The organism is Aggregatilinea sp. (assembly GCF_036822615.1).
GTDB lineage: Bacteria > Chloroflexota > Anaerolineae > Aggregatilineales > Aggregatilineaceae > Aggregatilinea.
The window spans coordinates 16,287-32,862 of the sequence record NZ_DAISHJ010000018.1; the positions used below are offsets into that span (position 1 = coordinate 16,287).

Below are 16,576 nucleotides of genomic sequence, written 5' to 3' on the forward strand. Positions count from 1 at the left end.
GACTGATTTCTTAACGGCGTGGTGGATATGGTGCGTTTCCTTTCTGCGATAAATCGCTTTATCAACCCGGCAAAAAAAACTTCACGAGGCTATAACGCCAGTCTCACGCAATGGGTTATGGAGGCGGCGCGACGGAATTGCCCGGTTTAAATTCGCACGGCAGCGACTGCCGCAGCGGTAATTCGAGCGTTTGATCGGGTGCGGTCAGGATCTGGTGCAGCAGGCGCACGGATTCGCTGCCCATTTCGCGGCGCGGAATTTTGAACATGGTCCACGCGTGATCGGTTTCGGTCGGCGTGAGCGGATCGCCCAGCACGGCCAGCGAAAAATCGCGCGGGCAGTCAAGCTTCAGCGCCCCGGCCAGGGTCAGGATGCGCTCGGCGCATTCGTCGTTTTCCGCCACCAGAGCCGTCACGCCCGCTTCGAGCAGTCGCTTAAAATCGGCCTGCGTGAACGTCTGGGGCGCGCCCTTCCAGATCAGCGCGGGATCGATGGTCTGCTGAGAGGCTTCGACTGCTTCCACGTAACCGGCCTGCCGATCCTGGCTGGATTCCGTCTCGCTGCTGCTCTGCATGTAGGCGATTCGCCGGTGCCCGTAGGATTCCAGGTGCTCGATCACGTCGATGGTTCCCTGTTTGTAGTCGCACGCGACGTACGAGATCGTGTCGTTGGGCGATTCGCGCCGTCCTACGAACACGAACGGGAAGCCCTCGTCCAGCAGGCGCACGACTTCGGCCTTGTTCTCGTAGCCCAGCAGCAGCGCGCCGTCCGCCGCCTGAAGCGTATTTACGCCGTCGCGGTAGATGTGCCGCTTGCCGGATAGATCGTCGGCGCTGGTGACCAGCAGCAGGTTATAGCCCAGGCTGGCGGCTTGTTCTTCGATGCCGACCAGGAACGGGTAGTAGAAGTTGCGGTAGCCGATGGGGAAGACCGGATCGAAGGTGAAGACCGCCAGAATATTGTTGCGTCCCCCGGCGAGGCTGCGCGCCACGGGATTGGCGACGTACCCCAGCTTGCGCACCACGTCCCAGATGCGCTGCTGCGTCTGCTCGCTGACGCGCACGCTTTCGCCCACGCGGTTGTTGAGCACCACGGAGACGGTAGCTTCTGAAACTCCGGCCATTTTTGCGACATCGGCCAGACGCGGGCGTTTTTTGGGTGGCATAAGTCTGTCGGAATCCAAATAACCAAAGATTTACGTCATTACCAGCGTGATAAAGCGCTTTATCCAACATAATAGTCAAAACCCTGATGCGTGTCAAGCAGTTGCTCGAGATTTGCTCCGTACGCGGTGGGCACAAGCGGTGGAGAACGATCAAGAATCGTAACAAGAAATTATATCGATTTTACTATTATTAAACTGGCTTACCCTTTACAATGCTTCTTAGCGGATGGCATCAACATGACGGGCGCTATGGCGCGAAAGGGTCGGTATCTTATGGCACAACGAGTGCGTCATGCATGGATCGCAGGACTGCTGCTGTCGGTCTTGCTGCTGTCGGGAATACCGGGTCGGGCTGTGGTGCTGGCTCAGCCGCCTGACGATCCGCTTCTGCTGCATATCGACGGCGATCTGTGGTCGTGGCAAGGGGCCGATCAACCGCTGACGCAGCTGACCTCGTGGGGATTGAACCGGGCACCTCTGCTCTCCCCCGATGGAACCCGCGCGGCATATGAATCGGGGGCGCAGGTCTTCGTGGACTGGCTCCAGACGATCAACGGCGCGGGTGGGTTTGATTATCCCGAAAATATCTGGGTGCTCGATGTCCCCACCAGCGAAACCTACCGCATCGCGGATCAGCCCGCGGACGCGGTTTATGACGGGCCCGACGCGCCGGGACGGTATATCCTTCGCACCGGCCTGTCGTGGTCGCCGGACGGCCAGCAGGTTGCATGGTTCGAGCTGGCACTCGATACCGTCACCGCCACAGGGGATCAGTCAATAGGCACGGGGCAGCTCGTAACGTACGACTTTGCGAGTGGGACCAAACACGTCGTGGTGTCGTTTCCCCTCACGGAAGACAATGCTGTGCTGGACTTTTACGGTGTGGCGTGGGGGCGTCCCGGCATTGCGCTGAGGATCGGACTGCCGCAGGCGGATTATCCGCGCGAGCTGCGCGTCTACGATCCGGCGTCGGGTGAGGTGCTGGCACAAACTGATCTCGATGACTTTACGCCCTCGTGGGTCTATTCCGCCAGTTGGCTTCAGGACGGCGATCAGGATTACCTGTTCGACGCGCAGTACGGGAAGGGGCGGATGGACTGGCAAACGGGCGAGATCGAGGCGCTGGACGAGGCTCCCCGGTTGGTGAGCCCGAACGCGCCCGACGGCGCGCAGTTCTATTACACCGGCGAAACGTGGATGCTGGCGCTTCCGGGGCAGTCTCCACAGGATCTCGGCAGCCGGACCGTGCCGTGCGGGATCTCACGGGACGGGCAGTGGGCCGCGTACTGCCGCGACGAGCTGAATCCGGCCAATGGCTACTACGAAGATACGGTGATCGTGCAGTCCGCTGACGAGCAGATCGAGGTGGGACGCTATCACCGGCCCTTGCCACAGTGGGGTCCGGTGATGTGGGTGATGCCGTAACTCTGGTACGCGCCGGGAATAGAAATACGGAGAGGGCCGCACAACTGGCGACCCTCTCTTTTTGCGTCAAACGGTGAGGCGGGTTACTGCGCGTTGGGGCAGTTGAAGGTGTTGCACACGTCCTGCGCGTTATCCGGCGAGACGGTATCGAACGGCAGTACCACCCACTGCGGCGGCACGATGTGATCGGCCAGGATGCGGTGCGCCCAGTCGATGGCCTGACGCCCGCCAGTCGGGTAAACGAAGGTCACGCCGAGGCGACCTTCGAGCACGGACATGATGCCGCCGTCCGGTGTGGGCAGCGCGTCGATGCCGACGAACAGGATGCTGCTCACGTCCACGCCCGCGTCCTGCGCGGCGATGTACGCGCCTTCGGCCATCGGGTCGTTGTGCCCGTAGAGCACGTTGACTTCAGGGTACGCCTGGAATGCAGCGGCGGCGGCTGGCACGGCGCGCTCGCGCAGCCAGTCGGCGTTCTGCGAGAAGATGATCGCGGCATCAGGATCCAGACCGCCCGCTTCGAGGCCCATGCGGAAGCCGTCGCCGCGGTCCTTGGCAGGCGGCGCGCCTTCCAGCCCACGGATTTCCGCGATCTCGCACGGATCGTGGCCGTTGTCGGCGCACCACTTGGCGACATACTCGCCCGCCGCCTTGCCGATGGCGACATTATCCGCGCCGATGAACATCGAGTAGTTCGGATCGACGAGGTTGCGGTCGAGCACGATCACCGGCACGCAGCTTTCCCACGCCTCGCGCACGATTTCGTTCAGCGGGGCGGCTTCGTTGGGCGAGATGATCAGCAGGTCGATGCCCTGCGTCAGCAGGTTCTCGACGTCGCTGACCTGATCGGCGTTGTCCTGCGCGGCGTCCTGGAAGATTACCTCGACGTCGGGATAATCTTCAGCGGCGGCAGCGATCTGGCTGTCCATCGCTTCACGCCAGGGTTCGGCGCGGTTGGCCTGCGACATGCCGATCACGTAGTGATCCTTCGCCTCGGGCGCGGGGCAGCCATCGGGCAGCGGGGAGCCGTTGGCCGGGTATTCCCAGCCTTCGAGCACCGTGCCGTCCACTATATCGGCGGTGTACATCGTCCAGCCTTCCGCGGCGGCGGGGGCCATCGCCTCACCAGCCTCTTCGGTCGGGGCGGGCGTTCCGGTTTCGGCGTTGGGGCAGTTGAAGGCGTTGCACACGTCCTGCGCGTTATCCGGCGAGACGGTATCGAACGGCAGCACTTCCCACAGCGGCGGATTGACGTGATCGGCCAGGATGCGGTGCGCCCAGTCGATGGCCTGACGTCCACCGGTCGGATAGACGAACGTCACGCCGAGGCGTCCTTCGAGCACGGACATGATGCCGCCATCCGGTGTGGGCAGCGCGTCGATGCCGACGAACAGGATGCTGCTCACGTCCACGCCCGCGTCCTGCGCGGCGATGTACGCGCCCTCGGCCATCGGATCGTTGTGCCCGTAGAGCACGTTGACTTCAGGGTACGCCTGGAAGGCCGCTGCTGCAGCCGGGACCGCGCGCTCGCGCAGCCAGTCAGCATTCTGCGAGAAGATGATCGTTGCGTCGGGGTCCATACCCTGCGCTTCGAGGCCCATGCGGAAGCCGTCACCCCGGTCCTTGGCAGGCGGTGCGCCTTCCAGCCCACGGATTTCCGCGATTTCGCACGGATCGTGGCCGTTGTCGGCGCACCACTTGGCCGCGTATTCACCTGCCGCCTGACCGATGGCGACGTTGTCCGCGCCGATGAACATCGAGTAGTTGGGATCGACCAGATTGCGATCGAGCACGATCACCGGCACGCAGCTTTCCCACGCTTCGCGCACGATTTCGTTCAGCGGGGCGGCTTCGTTCGGTGAGATGATCAGCAGGTCGATGCCCTGCGTCAGCAGGTTTTCGACGTCGCTGACCTGATCGGCGTTGTCCTGCGCGGCGTCCTGGAAGATCACCTCGATGTCAGAATAATCTTCCGCGGCTGCGGCGATCTGGCTGTCCATCGCCTCGCGCCAGGGTTCGGCGCGATTGGCCTGCGACATGCCGATCACGTAGTGATCCTTCGCTTCAGGCACGGGGCAATCCGCCGGGAGCGGACCTTCGGCGCGGGCATCTTCCTTGACCGTCCCGCCGCCGAGCATATCGTCCGTGTAGGGAACCCAGCCGCCGCCGTCCTGGGCCGCCGTCCGTTGGGGGGCGACCTGCGGCGCAAGCAAAATAGCGGCGATGACGATGCATAAACCGATCATTTTGGTGATTTTCATGTGTTTCGCTCCTAAAAACTCTTTTAGCGGATCTGACGTTTTGGCCTGCACTGGAACCGGGTGCGCGTCCTCCTTCCAGGCTACTCCACATCACGGGGGCGGAACTGTTGAAGGGCAACTGCGCCAAGGACGAGCAGTCCCTTGACGACCAGTTGGGTATTGCTGTCGACGTTGTTCAGGCTGAGCATGTTATCGAGGATGCCGAGGATGAACGCCCCGGCGATCGCGCCGATGATCGTGCCTTTGCCGCCCATCAGGCTCGCGCCGCCGATCACGACCGCCGCGATCGCGTTCAGCTCGTAGCCGACGGCTTCGTTGGGGCTGCCCTGGTTGAGCTGCGCCGCGTGCACGATGCCCGCCATCGCCGCAAAGAAGCTGCATAACATGAAGGCGGCGATCTTGATGCGCGTGACCGAGATACCCGATAGGCGCGACGCGGTCTGGTTGCCGCCGATGGCGTACAGGTGCCGCCCAAACGACGTGTAGCGCAGCACCAGCGCCATGACGAAGGCGGCGGCAAACATGATGATCGCCGGTACGGGGATGATGTTGTTGTAGATCCGTTCGCGCAGGATCTCGAAGGACGGATCGGCCCCGCCCGCGCGGTACGAGATCGGCACGGCGATGTTGTCGGACCAGATGTGCGCCAGCCCGCGCGCAATGCTGAGCATGGCGAGCGTCGTCACGAAGGAGGGGATCTTAAACCGCTCCGAGGTCCAGCCATTCCACCAGCCGATGATCAGGCCCAGGACCAGGATCACGCCGATCGCCATTTCGGCAGACATAGGCGAGACGTCGAGCGTGCCCAGCAGCGGCAGGCTGAGCGAGCCTTCGCGCATCAGCAGGTAGGCCGTCCCCGTGGCGGTCAGCGCCACGACCGAGCCGACCGACAGATCGATCCCGCCGATCAGGATCACGAGGAGCTGCCCCGTCGCCAGGATGCCCGTTTCCGCGACGTCGCGCGCGACGTTGCTCAGGTTGCGCTCGCTCATGAAAATGTTGTCGCCGTTGCGCACGGGCGAATAGACGATCGCCAGAATGAAGACGATGATCAGTCCAAAAAAGCTTTGAAAGCGAAAAATGAAGCTTAAAACCCGGTTGAGCGTGCGCCGCGCCTGATCCGTGGCGCTTGGCGTGGCGGGCGTAGAGGTGACAGTTCCCATCGCTTCTCTTCCCTATTCTTGTTGTTGAGATGGCCCATTCTCAGCGTCATTAAACCGTGTGGCGGCTTCCATAATGGCCGCCTGATCGAAGCTGCCGCGCGGAAATTCGCCCGTCAGGCGCCCATTGCACAGCACCAGGATGCGGTCGCAGACGGCTAGCAGTTCCGGCAGCTCGCTCGATACCAGCAAAAAGCCCGTGCCCTGCTGCGCCAGTTCCCCAATCAAGTGGTAGACCTCGGCTTTCGCGCCGACGTCGATGCCGCGCGTCGGTTCGTCCAGCAAAAACAGCTTGATCTTCGCCAGCAGAAACTTGGCGATGACGACCTTTTGCTGGTTGCCGCCGCTGAGGTTGGCGACCATCGTGCGGATGCTGGGCGTCTTGATGTTGAGGTCGTCCACGATCTCGGTCACGGCTTTGCGCTCGGCGCGGTGATCGATGATGTTGAGGAAATAGAAAAACTCGCGCAGCGCGGCCAGCGTCGCGTTTTCAGTGACCGGCTGTTCGAGCACCAAGCTTTGGCCCTTCCGGTCCTCCGCGATCAGACCGATGCCCAGTTCGATCGCTTCTTTGGGCGTGCGGATGTCGCGCTGCTGCCCGTCGAACCAGACCGTGCCGCTGGCCTGCCCGTGCGGGTAGACACCGAAGATCGTTTCGAGCAGTTGGGTGCGGCCCGCGCCCATCAGCCCGGCTACGCCGACGATTTCCCCGCGTCGCACCTCCAGCGAAATGTCGTCCAGCACCTGAGTGCGGCCCTGGCGCAAGCTGAGGTGATCCACCTTGAGGATCGTGTCGCCCAACTCGACCGCTTCCTTCGGATAGAGCACGTCGAGGCTTCGGCCAACCATGCTGTTGATCAGCTCCTGGCGCGAGATGTCTTTCGCCATTGACGTGCCCACCACTTTGCCGTCGCGCAGGACCGAGATGCGATCCGCAATGGAGAAAATTTCGTCCAGGCGGTGCGAGATGTAGATGACACCGACATCGTGCGCGCGCAGATTGCGGATCACGCTGAACAGGTATTCCACCTCGGCGTCGCTGAGGGCGGAGGTCGGCTCGTCCATGATGATGATGCGCGAGTTCAGGTTGAGCGCCTTGGCGATTTCCACGAGCTGGCGCTGCCCCACGCGCATACGGTTGATGGGGCGGTTGGGGTCGATGTCCAGACCGAGATCGAACATCAGCTTTTGCGCGGTGCGCCGCATGCTGCGCCGGTTGATGATCGAGCCGAACGACTTATGCTCGCGGCCCAGGAAGATGTTTTCGTAGACGGTCAGTTCCGGCACGAGATTGAGTTCCTGGTGGATCATGACGATCCCGGCTTTTTGCGCGTCGCGCGGGTTGTGGAAGTGAACCGTCTCGCCGTTCAGCACGATCTGGCCTTCAAAGTCGGTATAGACGCCGCTCATGATGTTCATCAGCGTCGATTTGCCGGCGCCGTTTTCACCGACCAGCGCGTGCACCTCGCCGGGGTGGACGTCGAACGTCACGCCGTCGAGCGCGATAACGCCCGGAAAACGTTTGGTGATGCTGCGCATGCTGAGGATGGGCGGCGCGGTATGTGCCTCAGCAGTGGCCTGCATGTGCATCGGTTGCTCTACCAATTCATTTCCTCTCCTGGCGCAAAACCGCGCCACACGACTCGCGCACGACGAGACGGGGCTGGAGAACCACCGTGTGATAAAACGCGCCGGGGTCAGCCCGCCTGCGCAGCAGCAGCCGGACCGCTTCCTGGCCCAGTTCATATGTGGGCTGTGCGACGGCGGTCAGCGGCGGGCATAACTGCCCGGACCACGGCATATCGTCGAAGCCGATGATGGCGACGTCGTGGGGAATGCGCACGCCCAGTTCGTGCGCGGCGCGCAGGCTGCCCAGCGTCATCAGGTTGTTGGCGACGAACACCGCTTCGGGTGGGGAGGCGGTGGTCAGCAGGTCGCGCATCAGGCGATAGCCGCTCTCGATCTTGAAGTCGCCCGACCGCACCAGCGCGCGCTCGAACGGGATGCCCGCGCTTTCCAGCGCCTTACGGTAGCCTTCGAGGCGCTCCTGCCCGGTGGTGAGCTGCGGCGACCCGGCGATGGTGGCGATGCGCGTATAGCCGATGTCGATCAGATGTTTGACGGCGGTGCTGGCTCCGCCGACGTTATCGACCAGCACGGCGTCGGCATCGAACCGCTTGGTGAAGCGGTCGAGCAGCACGATCGGCATGCCCGCCGCGCTCAGTTCGGCCAGTTCCGCGCTTTCGTTGACGTGGGTAGGGGAGATGATCAGCCCGGCGACATTTTCGGCCTGCATGACTCGCAGATACATCGCCTGCTTGGTCGAGTCTTCGTCGGAGTTGCACAGCACCACACTCATCTGCTGCTGGTAGGCCGCATCCTCGACGCCGCGCACGACCGAGATAAAAAACGGGTTTTCGATGTCCGAGATGATGAGGCCCAACACGTCACTGGTGCTGCCCCGCAGCCGGCGCGCCGCGCGGTTGGGGCGGTAGCCCAGGGTTTGAATCGCGTCGAGGACTCGATCGCGCAGGTCGCTGGCGACGTTGGGGTTGTTGTTCAGCACGCGCGACACAGTTGCCCGTGATACATGCGCATGTTCCGCAACATCCTTGAGGGTGGGAGCCGACATAGCAAAGTCTCTTGGGAACACTTAATGACTGTTTAGGGCATTCCGATCCAGCCGCAAGGGGCACAGGAAACGGAACGTTTTAAACGTGTTCTAAGGACTGCCGGACGTGATATATGGTTTTGTGAAACGAACGAGATGATGGATCTATGCCCGGTTCTGACCCGTGAACCTGGCTGAGCGGACGACCTGGAGAAACGGGAATGGGCTGCAAAACCCTGGGAACGATTTCTCGTTTCTAGCTGACGTTTACGACTAGATCGGTCGGTGAGGGAATAAAATCTTACGTGTTTGAGAGAACGATTTCTTGAGTTTCATTGTAAAGCGACTAATCGCGTTATGTCAAGCGGCTTATTTGCGCGGGCGTTCCAAGAAACTGCTTCCGGGCGGCGAACGGGAGCGCCGGTAACGGGGCGGCTTTGTGGTCCTTCTGTACCGCATGCGCCCGATCCGGCCCTGTTGGCGTTACAATACGCCAAACTCTGTCACTCCGAGGGAGAGCCATGCCTTTAACGCACCGTCGTGTCTTCCGCGTACGCCATTACGAGTGCGACGCGTACGGGCACGTCAATCACGCCAACTACCTGCGCTATATGCAGGAAGCGGCAATGGATGCTTCTGCGACGGTCGGCTATGACGAGGCGCGCTACATCGCGCTGGGCACGTTCTGGCTGATCCGTGAAACCGATATCGAGTACCTGCGCCCGCTGCTGTATGGCGATCAGGTCGAGGTCACAACCTGGGTTGGGGACTTCCGCCGCGTGCGGTCGCGCCGTTTCTACGAGATGCGCCATACCGGGACGGGCGAACTCGTGGCGCGGGCCAACACCGACTGGGTGTACCTGGACCGCAGCAGCGCGCGGCCCATCGGCGTACCGCCGGAGATGGTCGAGGCGTTCGCGCCGCCGGGCGTGGGCGACGATACGCGGCTGGAGACGATGCCGCGCGAGCACTTCCCCGAAGCCCTGCCCGCTCCCCCCGGCGCGTTTACCATGCACCGCCGCGTCGAATGGCGCGACATCGATTCGGCGCAGCACGTCAACAACGCCGCGTACCTGAACTACATGGAGGAATGCGGCATCCTGGCGGCGGAGTCGGTTGGCTGGACGATCGAGCGGATGCGCGGCGAGGGCTTTGCGATCTTCGCGCGGCGGCACCAGATCGAGTATCGCCAGCAGGCCCCGCGCGGCGAGGAGCTGGCGATCACGACCTACCTCTCGAACGTGCGGCATACCAGCGCCACGCGCCACTACCTGATTACGCGGGCCTCAGACGGCGCGCTGATCACGCAGGCGCGCACGGTGTGGGTGTTCGTCAACCTGGAAACCGGCCTGCCGATGCGTGTGCCTGCCAGTTTCCAGGATGATTTCGCGGCCAGCATCGCCAGGTAAGGCGGCGGATCCTACCCCGCCGCTGCCTGGCGTTTTTGCTCCTGCACCAACTGGATGAACGCGTCTTCGAGCGAGGGCGGGATGATGTCCGCATCGCTGTAGGCTTCGTGGGCATCGTCCAACGCCGCCAGCACGCGTCTTTGCGTTGCGGCGGCATCGCGCGTGGTGACGTGGATCTGCGCGCCGTAAAGGCTGACGTCCATGCTCGCGCCCAACCGCCCCGCCTGATGCGCGGACTTCAACAGGTCCAGCGCGGCGGCGGGATGCGCGGGCGTGAGCTGGACGACCTCGCCGGGCAGGTGCTCGGCTTTGATCGCGCTCGGCGCGCCCTGCGCGATCAGCTTGCCCTGGTAGATGAACCCAAGGTTTTCGCAGTGCTCGGCTTCGTCCATGTAGTGCGTGGTGACGAAGATCGTCGTGCCGCGCGCGGAGATCTCGTACAACAGCTCCCAGAACGCCCGCCGCGACAGTGGATCGACACCCGCGGTCGGCTCGTCCAGAAACAGGATGTCCGGTTCGTGCAGGATAGCCGCGCCCAGCGCCAACCGCTGCCGCCACCCGCCGGACAGCTTGGGCGGCGTGAGATGTTCGTGCCCTTCCAGCCCGGTCATCGCCAGCACACTCGCCATACGCTCGCGCAGGTGGCGGTTGTGCAGTCCGTAGCCGTGGCCGTAAAACTTCAGGTTTTCCTCGACGGTGAGATCGTTGTAGAGCGTGAACTTCTGCGACATATAGCCCATCCGCGCGCGGATGCTCAGCGCCTGCCGCCGGACATCGTGGCCGAGCACCAATGCCGTGCCCTCCGACGGGGACAGCAGCCCCAGCAGCATGCGGATCGTCGTGGTCTTGCCGGATCCGTTAGGGCCCAAAAAGCCGAAGATTTGCCCGCGCGGGATGCTGAAGGAGATGTGATCGACCGCCGTGAAGCTGCCGAAGCGCCGGGTCAGGCCCTGGACGTCGATTACCGTTTCGTCGTGTGTGTTGTGATTGCGCATAACGCTTCTCTCTTTACTGGCCGGATGCCTGCCGGATCTGCATCTGGCGGATCGGGCAGTAGGTGTTGCGGCAGGCGCGGCACACGAAGTGTTGAATCTGAAGCCCGGCAGCGCCCATCAGCACCCAGTAGATGATCAACAGGCCGGGGTGGGAGACGAGCCAGGGTTGCGGGACCAGGACCCACGCCGCCAGCCCGATCCCCAGCAGGGTATAGTCCAGGGGGCGGTACGGTCCGGGCTGGCGGTGTGGAAACCGTGCGGCCAGCTTGCCGGGCAGCACGTGCCCGCAGTGGGCTTTGCACGGGCATTTGGCGCAAAACGCGCCGATGATCAGGGCCCCGCTCGCGATGTAAATCGCGCCGTAGAGGGCAGCCAGCGCCCACGAGTCTCGGCCCATCGCCAGCGCGCTGATTCCGGCGGCGATCACGGTCGTGCCCAGGCTCACGACGCCGTGTATTCTCGACTTGACCATTAGGACTTCTCCTTCTCGTTTAACGCTGCTCGCTGAGGCTGCGGCGGAAGAACCATAACGTTCCACTGTTGATCAGCACGCCGAGCACCACCAGCCACGCGATCTGCGGCCACAGCACGCTCAGCCCCACGTCCTTTTGCAGAATGCCGCGCAGGATGATCATCCAGTGGCGGATCGGGAACAGGTTCGAGAGCGCCTGCATCAGCGGCGGCATCGATTCGACGGGGACGGCATAACCGGAAAACGTGATATCCACGAACGCGATCAGCATGATGATCAACAGTGCCTGATTCTGCGTGCGGGCGATCATGGCGACGAAAAAACCGCGCCCCAGCTCGACCAGCAGATAACTTGCGGCCAGAATCAGCAGCAGCGCCAGCGATCCGCGCACGGGGATGCCAAACACGACGTTCATGATGCCCAGCACCAGCAGAAAGTTCGCGTAACCCACGGCCATCGCGGGGATGGCTTTCCCGGCGATGATCTCCAGCGGGCGAACGGGCATCACCAGAAGCTGCTCGAAGGTCCCCAGCTCGCGCTCGCGGGCCAGCATAAACGCGGCGATCATGATGGTGATGATGTACAGCACGAAGGCCGCTTCGCTGGGCGTGGTGTAGTGGGCGCGATCCAGTTCTTCGTTGTAGCGCACGGTGACCGGCGGCTGGCTGGCCGCGATCTGCTGGCGGACCTGCTGCGCGACGGTTTGCAGCCCGGCAGCGGTGATCGACGGCAGCGCGGCGGTGGCCTGATGCTGCGCCAGGGTGATCGCGCCGAACGCGTAGATTTCTTCCTCGGCGGCGCGGCGCGCGGTGGAGGCGGGCAGCGAATTCGCGCCGTTGGCCGTCATCTCGATATCGGGCGGGTTCCCGGCCAGTAGATCGGTTTCAAAGCCCGCCGGGATCTCGATCAGCAGCACCGGACCGGGATCGAAAATGATGTTGCCGCGCGCGAACAGCTTGTCGAGCGCCGTTCCACGGCTGCCGTGTTCCACATTCGCGGCGAAGCTCGTGCTGGCGTCTTTGTCGAGGGTCAGGGTCTGGGTCTGGTCCAACTGTTCGATCAGCGCGCGGCTGGTCGCGGACTGGTCGTGATCGACCACGGCCATCTTGAGATCGTCCATCTGCGAGCCGGTCGCCCAGCCGATCAGCAGCAGCTCCGAGGCCGCGCCGAAGATCGCAAGGATGAGCAGCAGCCGGTTGTGCCACAGGTGCAGCATATCTTTCCAGGCGATGTTGAGGATTCGACTGAGCATCACGCGATCCTTTTCTTAAACAGCCGCCCGGCGATCTCGAAACCTTCGACGGCGATGATCAGCAGCAGGAGGATGTTCCACCACAGTTCACGCAGACCCGTGCCTTGCAGGAACATGCCACGGTTGATGATCACCCCGCTGACGACGGGCAGCTCAAGCGTTTCGATCCGTACCACGAAGGGGAAGACCTCGACCGGAAAAAACATGCCCGAAAGCAGCATGCCCGGAAACAGGAAGAACAACATGGATGCCCACAGCGCCGCCTCGCTGTTGTGGATCAGGATGCTGAACAGCATGCCGACCGCCAGCGTGGCGAACGCGTACAGGCCGGACAGCGCGAGGTAGAGGAGCAGGCTGCCACGAAACGGCACGCCAAACACCACGCGCGCCACGACCAGCATCAACGCGACGTTGACCAGCGCCAGCGCCATGTAGGGGATCGCTTTGCCAAGGAGGATCGCCTGCTTGTGGATCGGCGTGGCGACCAGCCCCTCGAACGTGCCCAGGGTACGCTCGCGCGCGATGACGGTGCTGATGCTCATGCCGGGCAGGGTTAGCACCACCGCGATCAGCGCGGGCACGAGGCTCCAGATCGCTTTGAGATTCGGGTTGTAACGGTTTTCGACCGTCGTATCGATGGGGACCTGAAGCTGCTGGCGCAGCGCCGCGATCCGGGCGGGATCGGCTCCGGCGGCCAGACGGGCGTCGAGGGTGGCGTTCATCTGGGCGGTGATGAAGCGCTCGCTTTCGTTCAGCGCTGCTTCGATCGCGGTTTCGGCGGATACCGGATCGGTCCCGTCGATGATGAAGCGCAGATGCGGCTGGAAAGCTTGAGCGTCCGTGCTGGCGAGTGCGTCAACGTCCTGCGTTTGCGCGCCGAAGCCGGGCTCGATGATCGCCACCAGCTTGGCCTCGCGGCGCTCCAATTTGTCGTTCGCGGCCCCCTCGTCGGGCACGCTGCCCGTGACGTTCAGGGTTTGCGTGGCGTCCAACTGCTCGATCAGGGCCGCCGCCTGCGGGGAGCCGTCTTGGTCGAGGATCACGGTTGGGACGTTTTTGACGTCGGCGGCCATCGCATAGCTGACCAGGATCAGCATCAGGACCGGGCCGATGCCCAGCAAAAAGACGCTGAGCGGGTCACGGATGATGTGCAGCCATTCTTTGCGGGCAATCGCCCATACGTGTCGCGCTTTCATGAGGCTGCCGCCTGCTGCGGCTCCGCCGCGTAACGCCGGACGAAGTAGATGAAGGTTTCTTCCAGGCGCGGCGGGACGGGGCGCAGATCGATCGCCTCGATGCCCTCGTGCGCCAGATCGCGCCGCAGCCGCTCGATGTCGCTGCCGCGCTCCATGATGACGCTCAGGCGGTCGCCGTAGGACTGCACGTCGCTCACGCCCGGCATGGCGTTGAGCACGTCCGCCGCGTGGTTGAGATCGGGCGCTTGCAGCGCAAAGACGTCGCCGGGCAGCATGCGCTTGATGGCGGCGGGCGTGTCGCAGATCATCAGGTGGCCGTCGTACATCAGGCCGACCCGGTTGCAGCGCTCCGCCTCGTCCATGTATGGCGTGCTGACGATGACGGTCGAGCCGTCCGCGTGCAGCGTCGTCAGCACGTCCCAGAATTCGCGCCGCGCGACGGGATCGACGCCGGTCGTGGGTTCGTCGAGCAGCAGCAGGCGAGGGCGGTGGATCAGGCAGGCTGCCAGCGAGAGCTTTTTCTGCATCCCGCCCGAAAGCGCCCGCCCGCGCCGTGCGCGGAACGCGCCCAGCCCGGTGAACGCCAGCAGGTCGCGGATGCGCGCTTCGCGTTCTTCCCCGGTGACGTCGAAGACGTCGCACATGAACGCCATGTTTTCGTCTACGGTCAGATCGCCGTAGAGGCCGAACTGCTGCGGCATATAGCCCAGGATCGACTTGATCGCTTCGGGGTCTTGCGCCACGTCGTGCCCGGCGACTTCCGCCCGGCCTTCGGTCGGTTTGAGGATTCCGGCCAGCATACGCAGCGTGGTCGTTTTGCCCGCGCCGTCCGGCCCGACCAGCCCGAACAACTCGCCCGGCGCGATGTCCAGCGTCAGGTCGTGCACGGCTTGAACCGACCTGTGGCGCAGACGTTCTTTAAACGTCCGCCCCAGGTGCTCCAGATGAATCATGATTGGGGTGCTCCTTCACATACCCACCGAGTATGGAATCCACAAACGTTTCCATCACCGGGCCGATCTCCCAGGGGGGATTGAGCAGCCGGTGAAAGACGATGCCGTCTCCGCCTGCCAGCAGCGAGATAGCGACGTTGCGCGTGTCCATGGGCCGCAGGTCGCCCCGGTCGATGCCAAGCTGAAGCGCGTCCGCCACCATGTCGATGTACTGCTGGTACATTTCCAGCAGGATCTGCTGCGCCTCTTCGCTTTGGGCCGACTGGAAGAACGCATTGGCAAGCAGGCGCGTCCAGCGCAGATCGGCGGTGAAGGCTTCGGCGGTCGCGATGAAAAGCTCGCGCAGGTGCACGTGCACGGGGCGATCCGTCTCTTGCAGCGCGTCGGCGGTCATCGCGTCCAGCCCGCCCATCGCGGCATTCAGCGTGGCAACGAACAGGTCGTGCTTGTTCTTGAAGTGCCAGTAGAGCGTGCCTTTGCTGAGGCCGCTGCGCTTGACGATGTCGTCCATGCTGGTGCCGTCGTAGCCGTTTTCTGCGAAGGCTTCGAACGCGGCTTCCAGGATCAACTCGCGGCTGTCGTCTTTGGAGGGTTTGGGATTCATACGCTGTCCTTGTAGTAGACTAATTAGTCTAGACTGACCGGTCAGTCTAGTTATACGCCCCTTCGGATCGCGTGTCAAGCGGCTGCGCGAGCTGAATCAGGCGGCGCTGGGGCGGGCTGCAACAAGTTTTTACAGGGTTTCTATACATTGTAATATTGACAGGGATGTGAAACAGGTATACCATCTGGGCATTGGTATACGCAGTGTGCAATAATATCCATATCGTGAATGGAGAGGAGTAATTGTGGTAGACCGGCGTGAGCAGCGACGCTTAGAAACCCGCCGCAAGCTGGTGGATGCCGCCAAGCGCGTCTTCAGCGAGCGGGGATATCAGGATGCTGCTGTGCTCGACATCACCGAGGCTGCCAACGTCAGCAAGCGCACGTTTTACCTGCATTTCAACGACAAAGAAGCCATCATCGAAGCCCTCGCGTTGAGTGAGTTCCAGGCGCTGCGCGATCGGGTCGAAGCAGGCGAGATGCATGACGAGGAATCGGAAACGTTCCGCATGGGCTTCTCCCGCATCGCGACGATGGTGTTCGAATATGCACAGCAAAACCGCGACATGATGCAGATCATCTTCGGCGCGGGCGGCTCGTTCCGCTTGCAGGCGATGGTGCGTGACTTTACGGCCCAAGCGTTCGAAGAGAATATGCTGCGCAAGTGCTTCTGGAACGAAAACGCGCCGCTGCCGCCCACCGTGTTGGGCAATGCGATTGCGGGCGTGATCATCCAGCTTCTGCACTGGTGGTGCCGCCACGAGCACAATTACAGCCCGAACGATATGGCTGCGATATGCGCGACCGTATTGTTCGATAACATCGAAATCAACTTCGACCAGGAGAAAAAAGCGGCAGCGATAGCCGCGAAAGAAGAGGCCCGCGTATAGGATCGACGCTGTGCTGCACGTCATGAGGAGTTAGCGAGCGATACGTCTCACCATCTTGCCAGGATCGCTGGGACGCATCGACAAACGAAAAGGTTGCCCAATGGGCAACCCGCTTCCGCACAATCTTACCGCCCCATCTGCCAGGATCGCGGCAGTAAGTCATGCCTGTTCATTTAGATCATAC

Annotated in this window: 14 protein-coding genes; 3 read left to right on the forward strand and 11 right to left on the reverse strand. The window is 62.7% G+C overall.

Annotation, left to right across the window (positions count from 1 at the left end; translation table 11 throughout):
- Positions 1-115: 115 nt before the first annotated feature.
- On the reverse strand, positions 116-1,165 hold the full coding sequence (locus V7116_RS08155) for a LacI family DNA-binding transcriptional regulator (RefSeq protein ID WP_324391406.1): 1,050 nt from the start codon (positions 1,163-1,165) through the stop codon (positions 116-118).
- Between the two features lie 273 nt (positions 1,166-1,438).
- On the opposite strand from V7116_RS08155, the gene V7116_RS08160 reads away from it, so the two are divergent.
- Positions 1,439-2,590, forward strand: coding sequence for a TolB family protein (locus V7116_RS08160; RefSeq protein WP_324391407.1), 1,152 nt, complete (start codon positions 1,439-1,441; stop codon positions 2,588-2,590).
- Between the two features lie 83 nt (positions 2,591-2,673).
- On the opposite strand, the gene V7116_RS08165 is transcribed toward V7116_RS08160, so the two are convergent.
- The 4 genes from V7116_RS08165 to V7116_RS08180 all read right to left on the reverse strand — a co-directional run bounded on the left by V7116_RS08165 (position 2,674) and on the right by V7116_RS08180 (position 8,643).
- Positions 2,674-4,851 carry a substrate-binding domain-containing protein gene (locus tag V7116_RS08165; RefSeq protein WP_324391408.1) on the reverse strand — a complete coding sequence of 726 codons (2,178 nt, stop codon included), beginning with the start codon at positions 4,849-4,851 and terminating at the stop codon, positions 2,674-2,676.
- An 80-nt stretch (positions 4,852-4,931) separates the two neighbouring features.
- Positions 4,932-6,014, reverse strand: coding sequence for an ABC transporter permease (locus V7116_RS08170; RefSeq protein ID WP_324391409.1), 1,083 nt, complete (start codon positions 6,012-6,014; stop codon positions 4,932-4,934).
- Positions 6,015-6,026: 12 nt separating this feature from the next.
- Complete coding sequence (locus tag V7116_RS08175) at positions 6,027-7,601, reverse strand: sugar ABC transporter ATP-binding protein (RefSeq protein WP_442891798.1); 1,575 nt, start codon at positions 7,599-7,601, stop codon at positions 6,027-6,029.
- Positions 7,602-7,617: 16 nt separating this feature from the next.
- A complete protein-coding gene (locus tag V7116_RS08180) occupies positions 7,618-8,643 on the reverse strand; it encodes a LacI family DNA-binding transcriptional regulator (RefSeq protein ID WP_324391411.1) in 1,026 nt (341 codons plus the stop codon).
- A 500-nt stretch (positions 8,644-9,143) separates the two neighbouring features.
- Between V7116_RS08180 and V7116_RS08185 the strand changes: the two genes are divergently transcribed.
- Positions 9,144-10,031 (forward strand): acyl-[acyl-carrier-protein] thioesterase, encoded by an 888-nt coding sequence (locus V7116_RS08185; RefSeq protein WP_324391412.1) that lies wholly within the window; start codon positions 9,144-9,146, stop codon positions 10,029-10,031.
- 11 nt (positions 10,032-10,042) lie between these two features.
- Here the strand turns inward: V7116_RS08185 and V7116_RS08190 are convergent, their stop codons facing one another.
- From V7116_RS08190 to V7116_RS08215, 6 genes are read right to left on the reverse strand one after another with little or no spacing between them, the layout of a single operon-like run.
- Positions 10,043-11,026 carry an ABC transporter ATP-binding protein gene (locus tag V7116_RS08190; protein WP_324391413.1) on the reverse strand — a complete coding sequence of 328 codons (984 nt, stop codon included), beginning with the start codon at positions 11,024-11,026 and terminating at the stop codon, positions 10,043-10,045.
- Positions 11,027-11,039: 13 nt separating this feature from the next.
- Positions 11,040-11,498: a hypothetical protein gene (locus V7116_RS08195; protein ID WP_324391414.1), complete on the reverse strand. Its 459-nt coding sequence runs from the start codon at positions 11,496-11,498 to the stop codon at positions 11,040-11,042.
- A gap of 19 nt (positions 11,499-11,517) precedes the next feature.
- Positions 11,518-12,750 carry an ABC transporter permease gene (locus V7116_RS08200; protein WP_324391415.1) on the reverse strand — a complete coding sequence of 411 codons (1,233 nt, stop codon included), beginning with the start codon at positions 12,748-12,750 and terminating at the stop codon, positions 11,518-11,520.
- Positions 12,750-13,946, reverse strand: coding sequence for an ABC transporter permease (locus V7116_RS08205; protein ID WP_324391416.1), 1,197 nt, complete (start codon positions 13,944-13,946; stop codon positions 12,750-12,752). Before V7116_RS08205 ends, V7116_RS08200 begins: the two co-directional genes overlap by 1 nt.
- Positions 13,943-14,899, reverse strand: coding sequence for an ABC transporter ATP-binding protein (locus V7116_RS08210; RefSeq protein ID WP_324391417.1), 957 nt, complete (start codon positions 14,897-14,899; stop codon positions 13,943-13,945). The genes V7116_RS08205 and V7116_RS08210 overlap by 4 nt, the downstream gene beginning before the upstream one ends.
- The gene (locus V7116_RS08215; protein ID WP_324391418.1) at positions 14,865-15,503 is read right to left on the reverse strand and encodes a TetR/AcrR family transcriptional regulator; all 639 of its coding nucleotides are present in this window, start codon (positions 15,501-15,503) and stop codon (positions 14,865-14,867) included. Before V7116_RS08215 ends, V7116_RS08210 begins: the two co-directional genes overlap by 35 nt.
- A 244-nt stretch (positions 15,504-15,747) precedes the next feature.
- Between V7116_RS08215 and V7116_RS08220 the strand changes: the two genes are divergently transcribed.
- Positions 15,748-16,392: a TetR/AcrR family transcriptional regulator gene (locus V7116_RS08220; RefSeq protein ID WP_324391419.1), complete on the forward strand. Its 645-nt coding sequence runs from the start codon at positions 15,748-15,750 to the stop codon at positions 16,390-16,392.
- Positions 16,393-16,576: the final 184 nt, after the last annotated feature.

Coding starts and splice junctions, on each gene's coding strand:
- V7116_RS08155 (WP_324391406.1), bottom strand. CDS start 1,165: ATGCCACCCAAAAAACGCCCGCGTCTGGCCGATGTCGCAAAAATGGCC.
- V7116_RS08160 (WP_324391407.1), top strand. CDS start 1,439: ATGGCACAACGAGTGCGTCATGCATGGATCGCAGGACTGCTGCTGTCG.
- V7116_RS08165 (WP_324391408.1), bottom strand. CDS start 4,851: ATGAAAATCACCAAAATGATCGGTTTATGCATCGTCATCGCCGCTATT.
- V7116_RS08170 (WP_324391409.1), bottom strand. CDS start 6,014: ATGGGAACTGTCACCTCTACGCCCGCCACGCCAAGCGCCACGGATCAG.
- V7116_RS08175 (WP_442891798.1), bottom strand. CDS start 7,601: ATGCACATGCAGGCCACTGCTGAGGCACATACCGCGCCGCCCATCCTC.
- V7116_RS08180 (WP_324391411.1), bottom strand. CDS start 8,643: ATGTCGGCTCCCACCCTCAAGGATGTTGCGGAACATGCGCATGTATCA.
- V7116_RS08185 (WP_324391412.1), top strand. CDS start 9,144: ATGCCTTTAACGCACCGTCGTGTCTTCCGCGTACGCCATTACGAGTGC.
- V7116_RS08190 (WP_324391413.1), bottom strand. CDS start 11,026: ATGCGCAATCACAACACACACGACGAAACGGTAATCGACGTCCAGGGC.
- V7116_RS08195 (WP_324391414.1), bottom strand. CDS start 11,498: ATGGTCAAGTCGAGAATACACGGCGTCGTGAGCCTGGGCACGACCGTG.
- V7116_RS08200 (WP_324391415.1), bottom strand. CDS start 12,750: ATGCTCAGTCGAATCCTCAACATCGCCTGGAAAGATATGCTGCACCTG.
- V7116_RS08205 (WP_324391416.1), bottom strand. CDS start 13,946: ATGAAAGCGCGACACGTATGGGCGATTGCCCGCAAAGAATGGCTGCAC.
- V7116_RS08210 (WP_324391417.1), bottom strand. CDS start 14,899: ATGATTCATCTGGAGCACCTGGGGCGGACGTTTAAAGAACGTCTGCGC.
- V7116_RS08215 (WP_324391418.1), bottom strand. CDS start 15,503: ATGAATCCCAAACCCTCCAAAGACGACAGCCGCGAGTTGATCCTGGAA.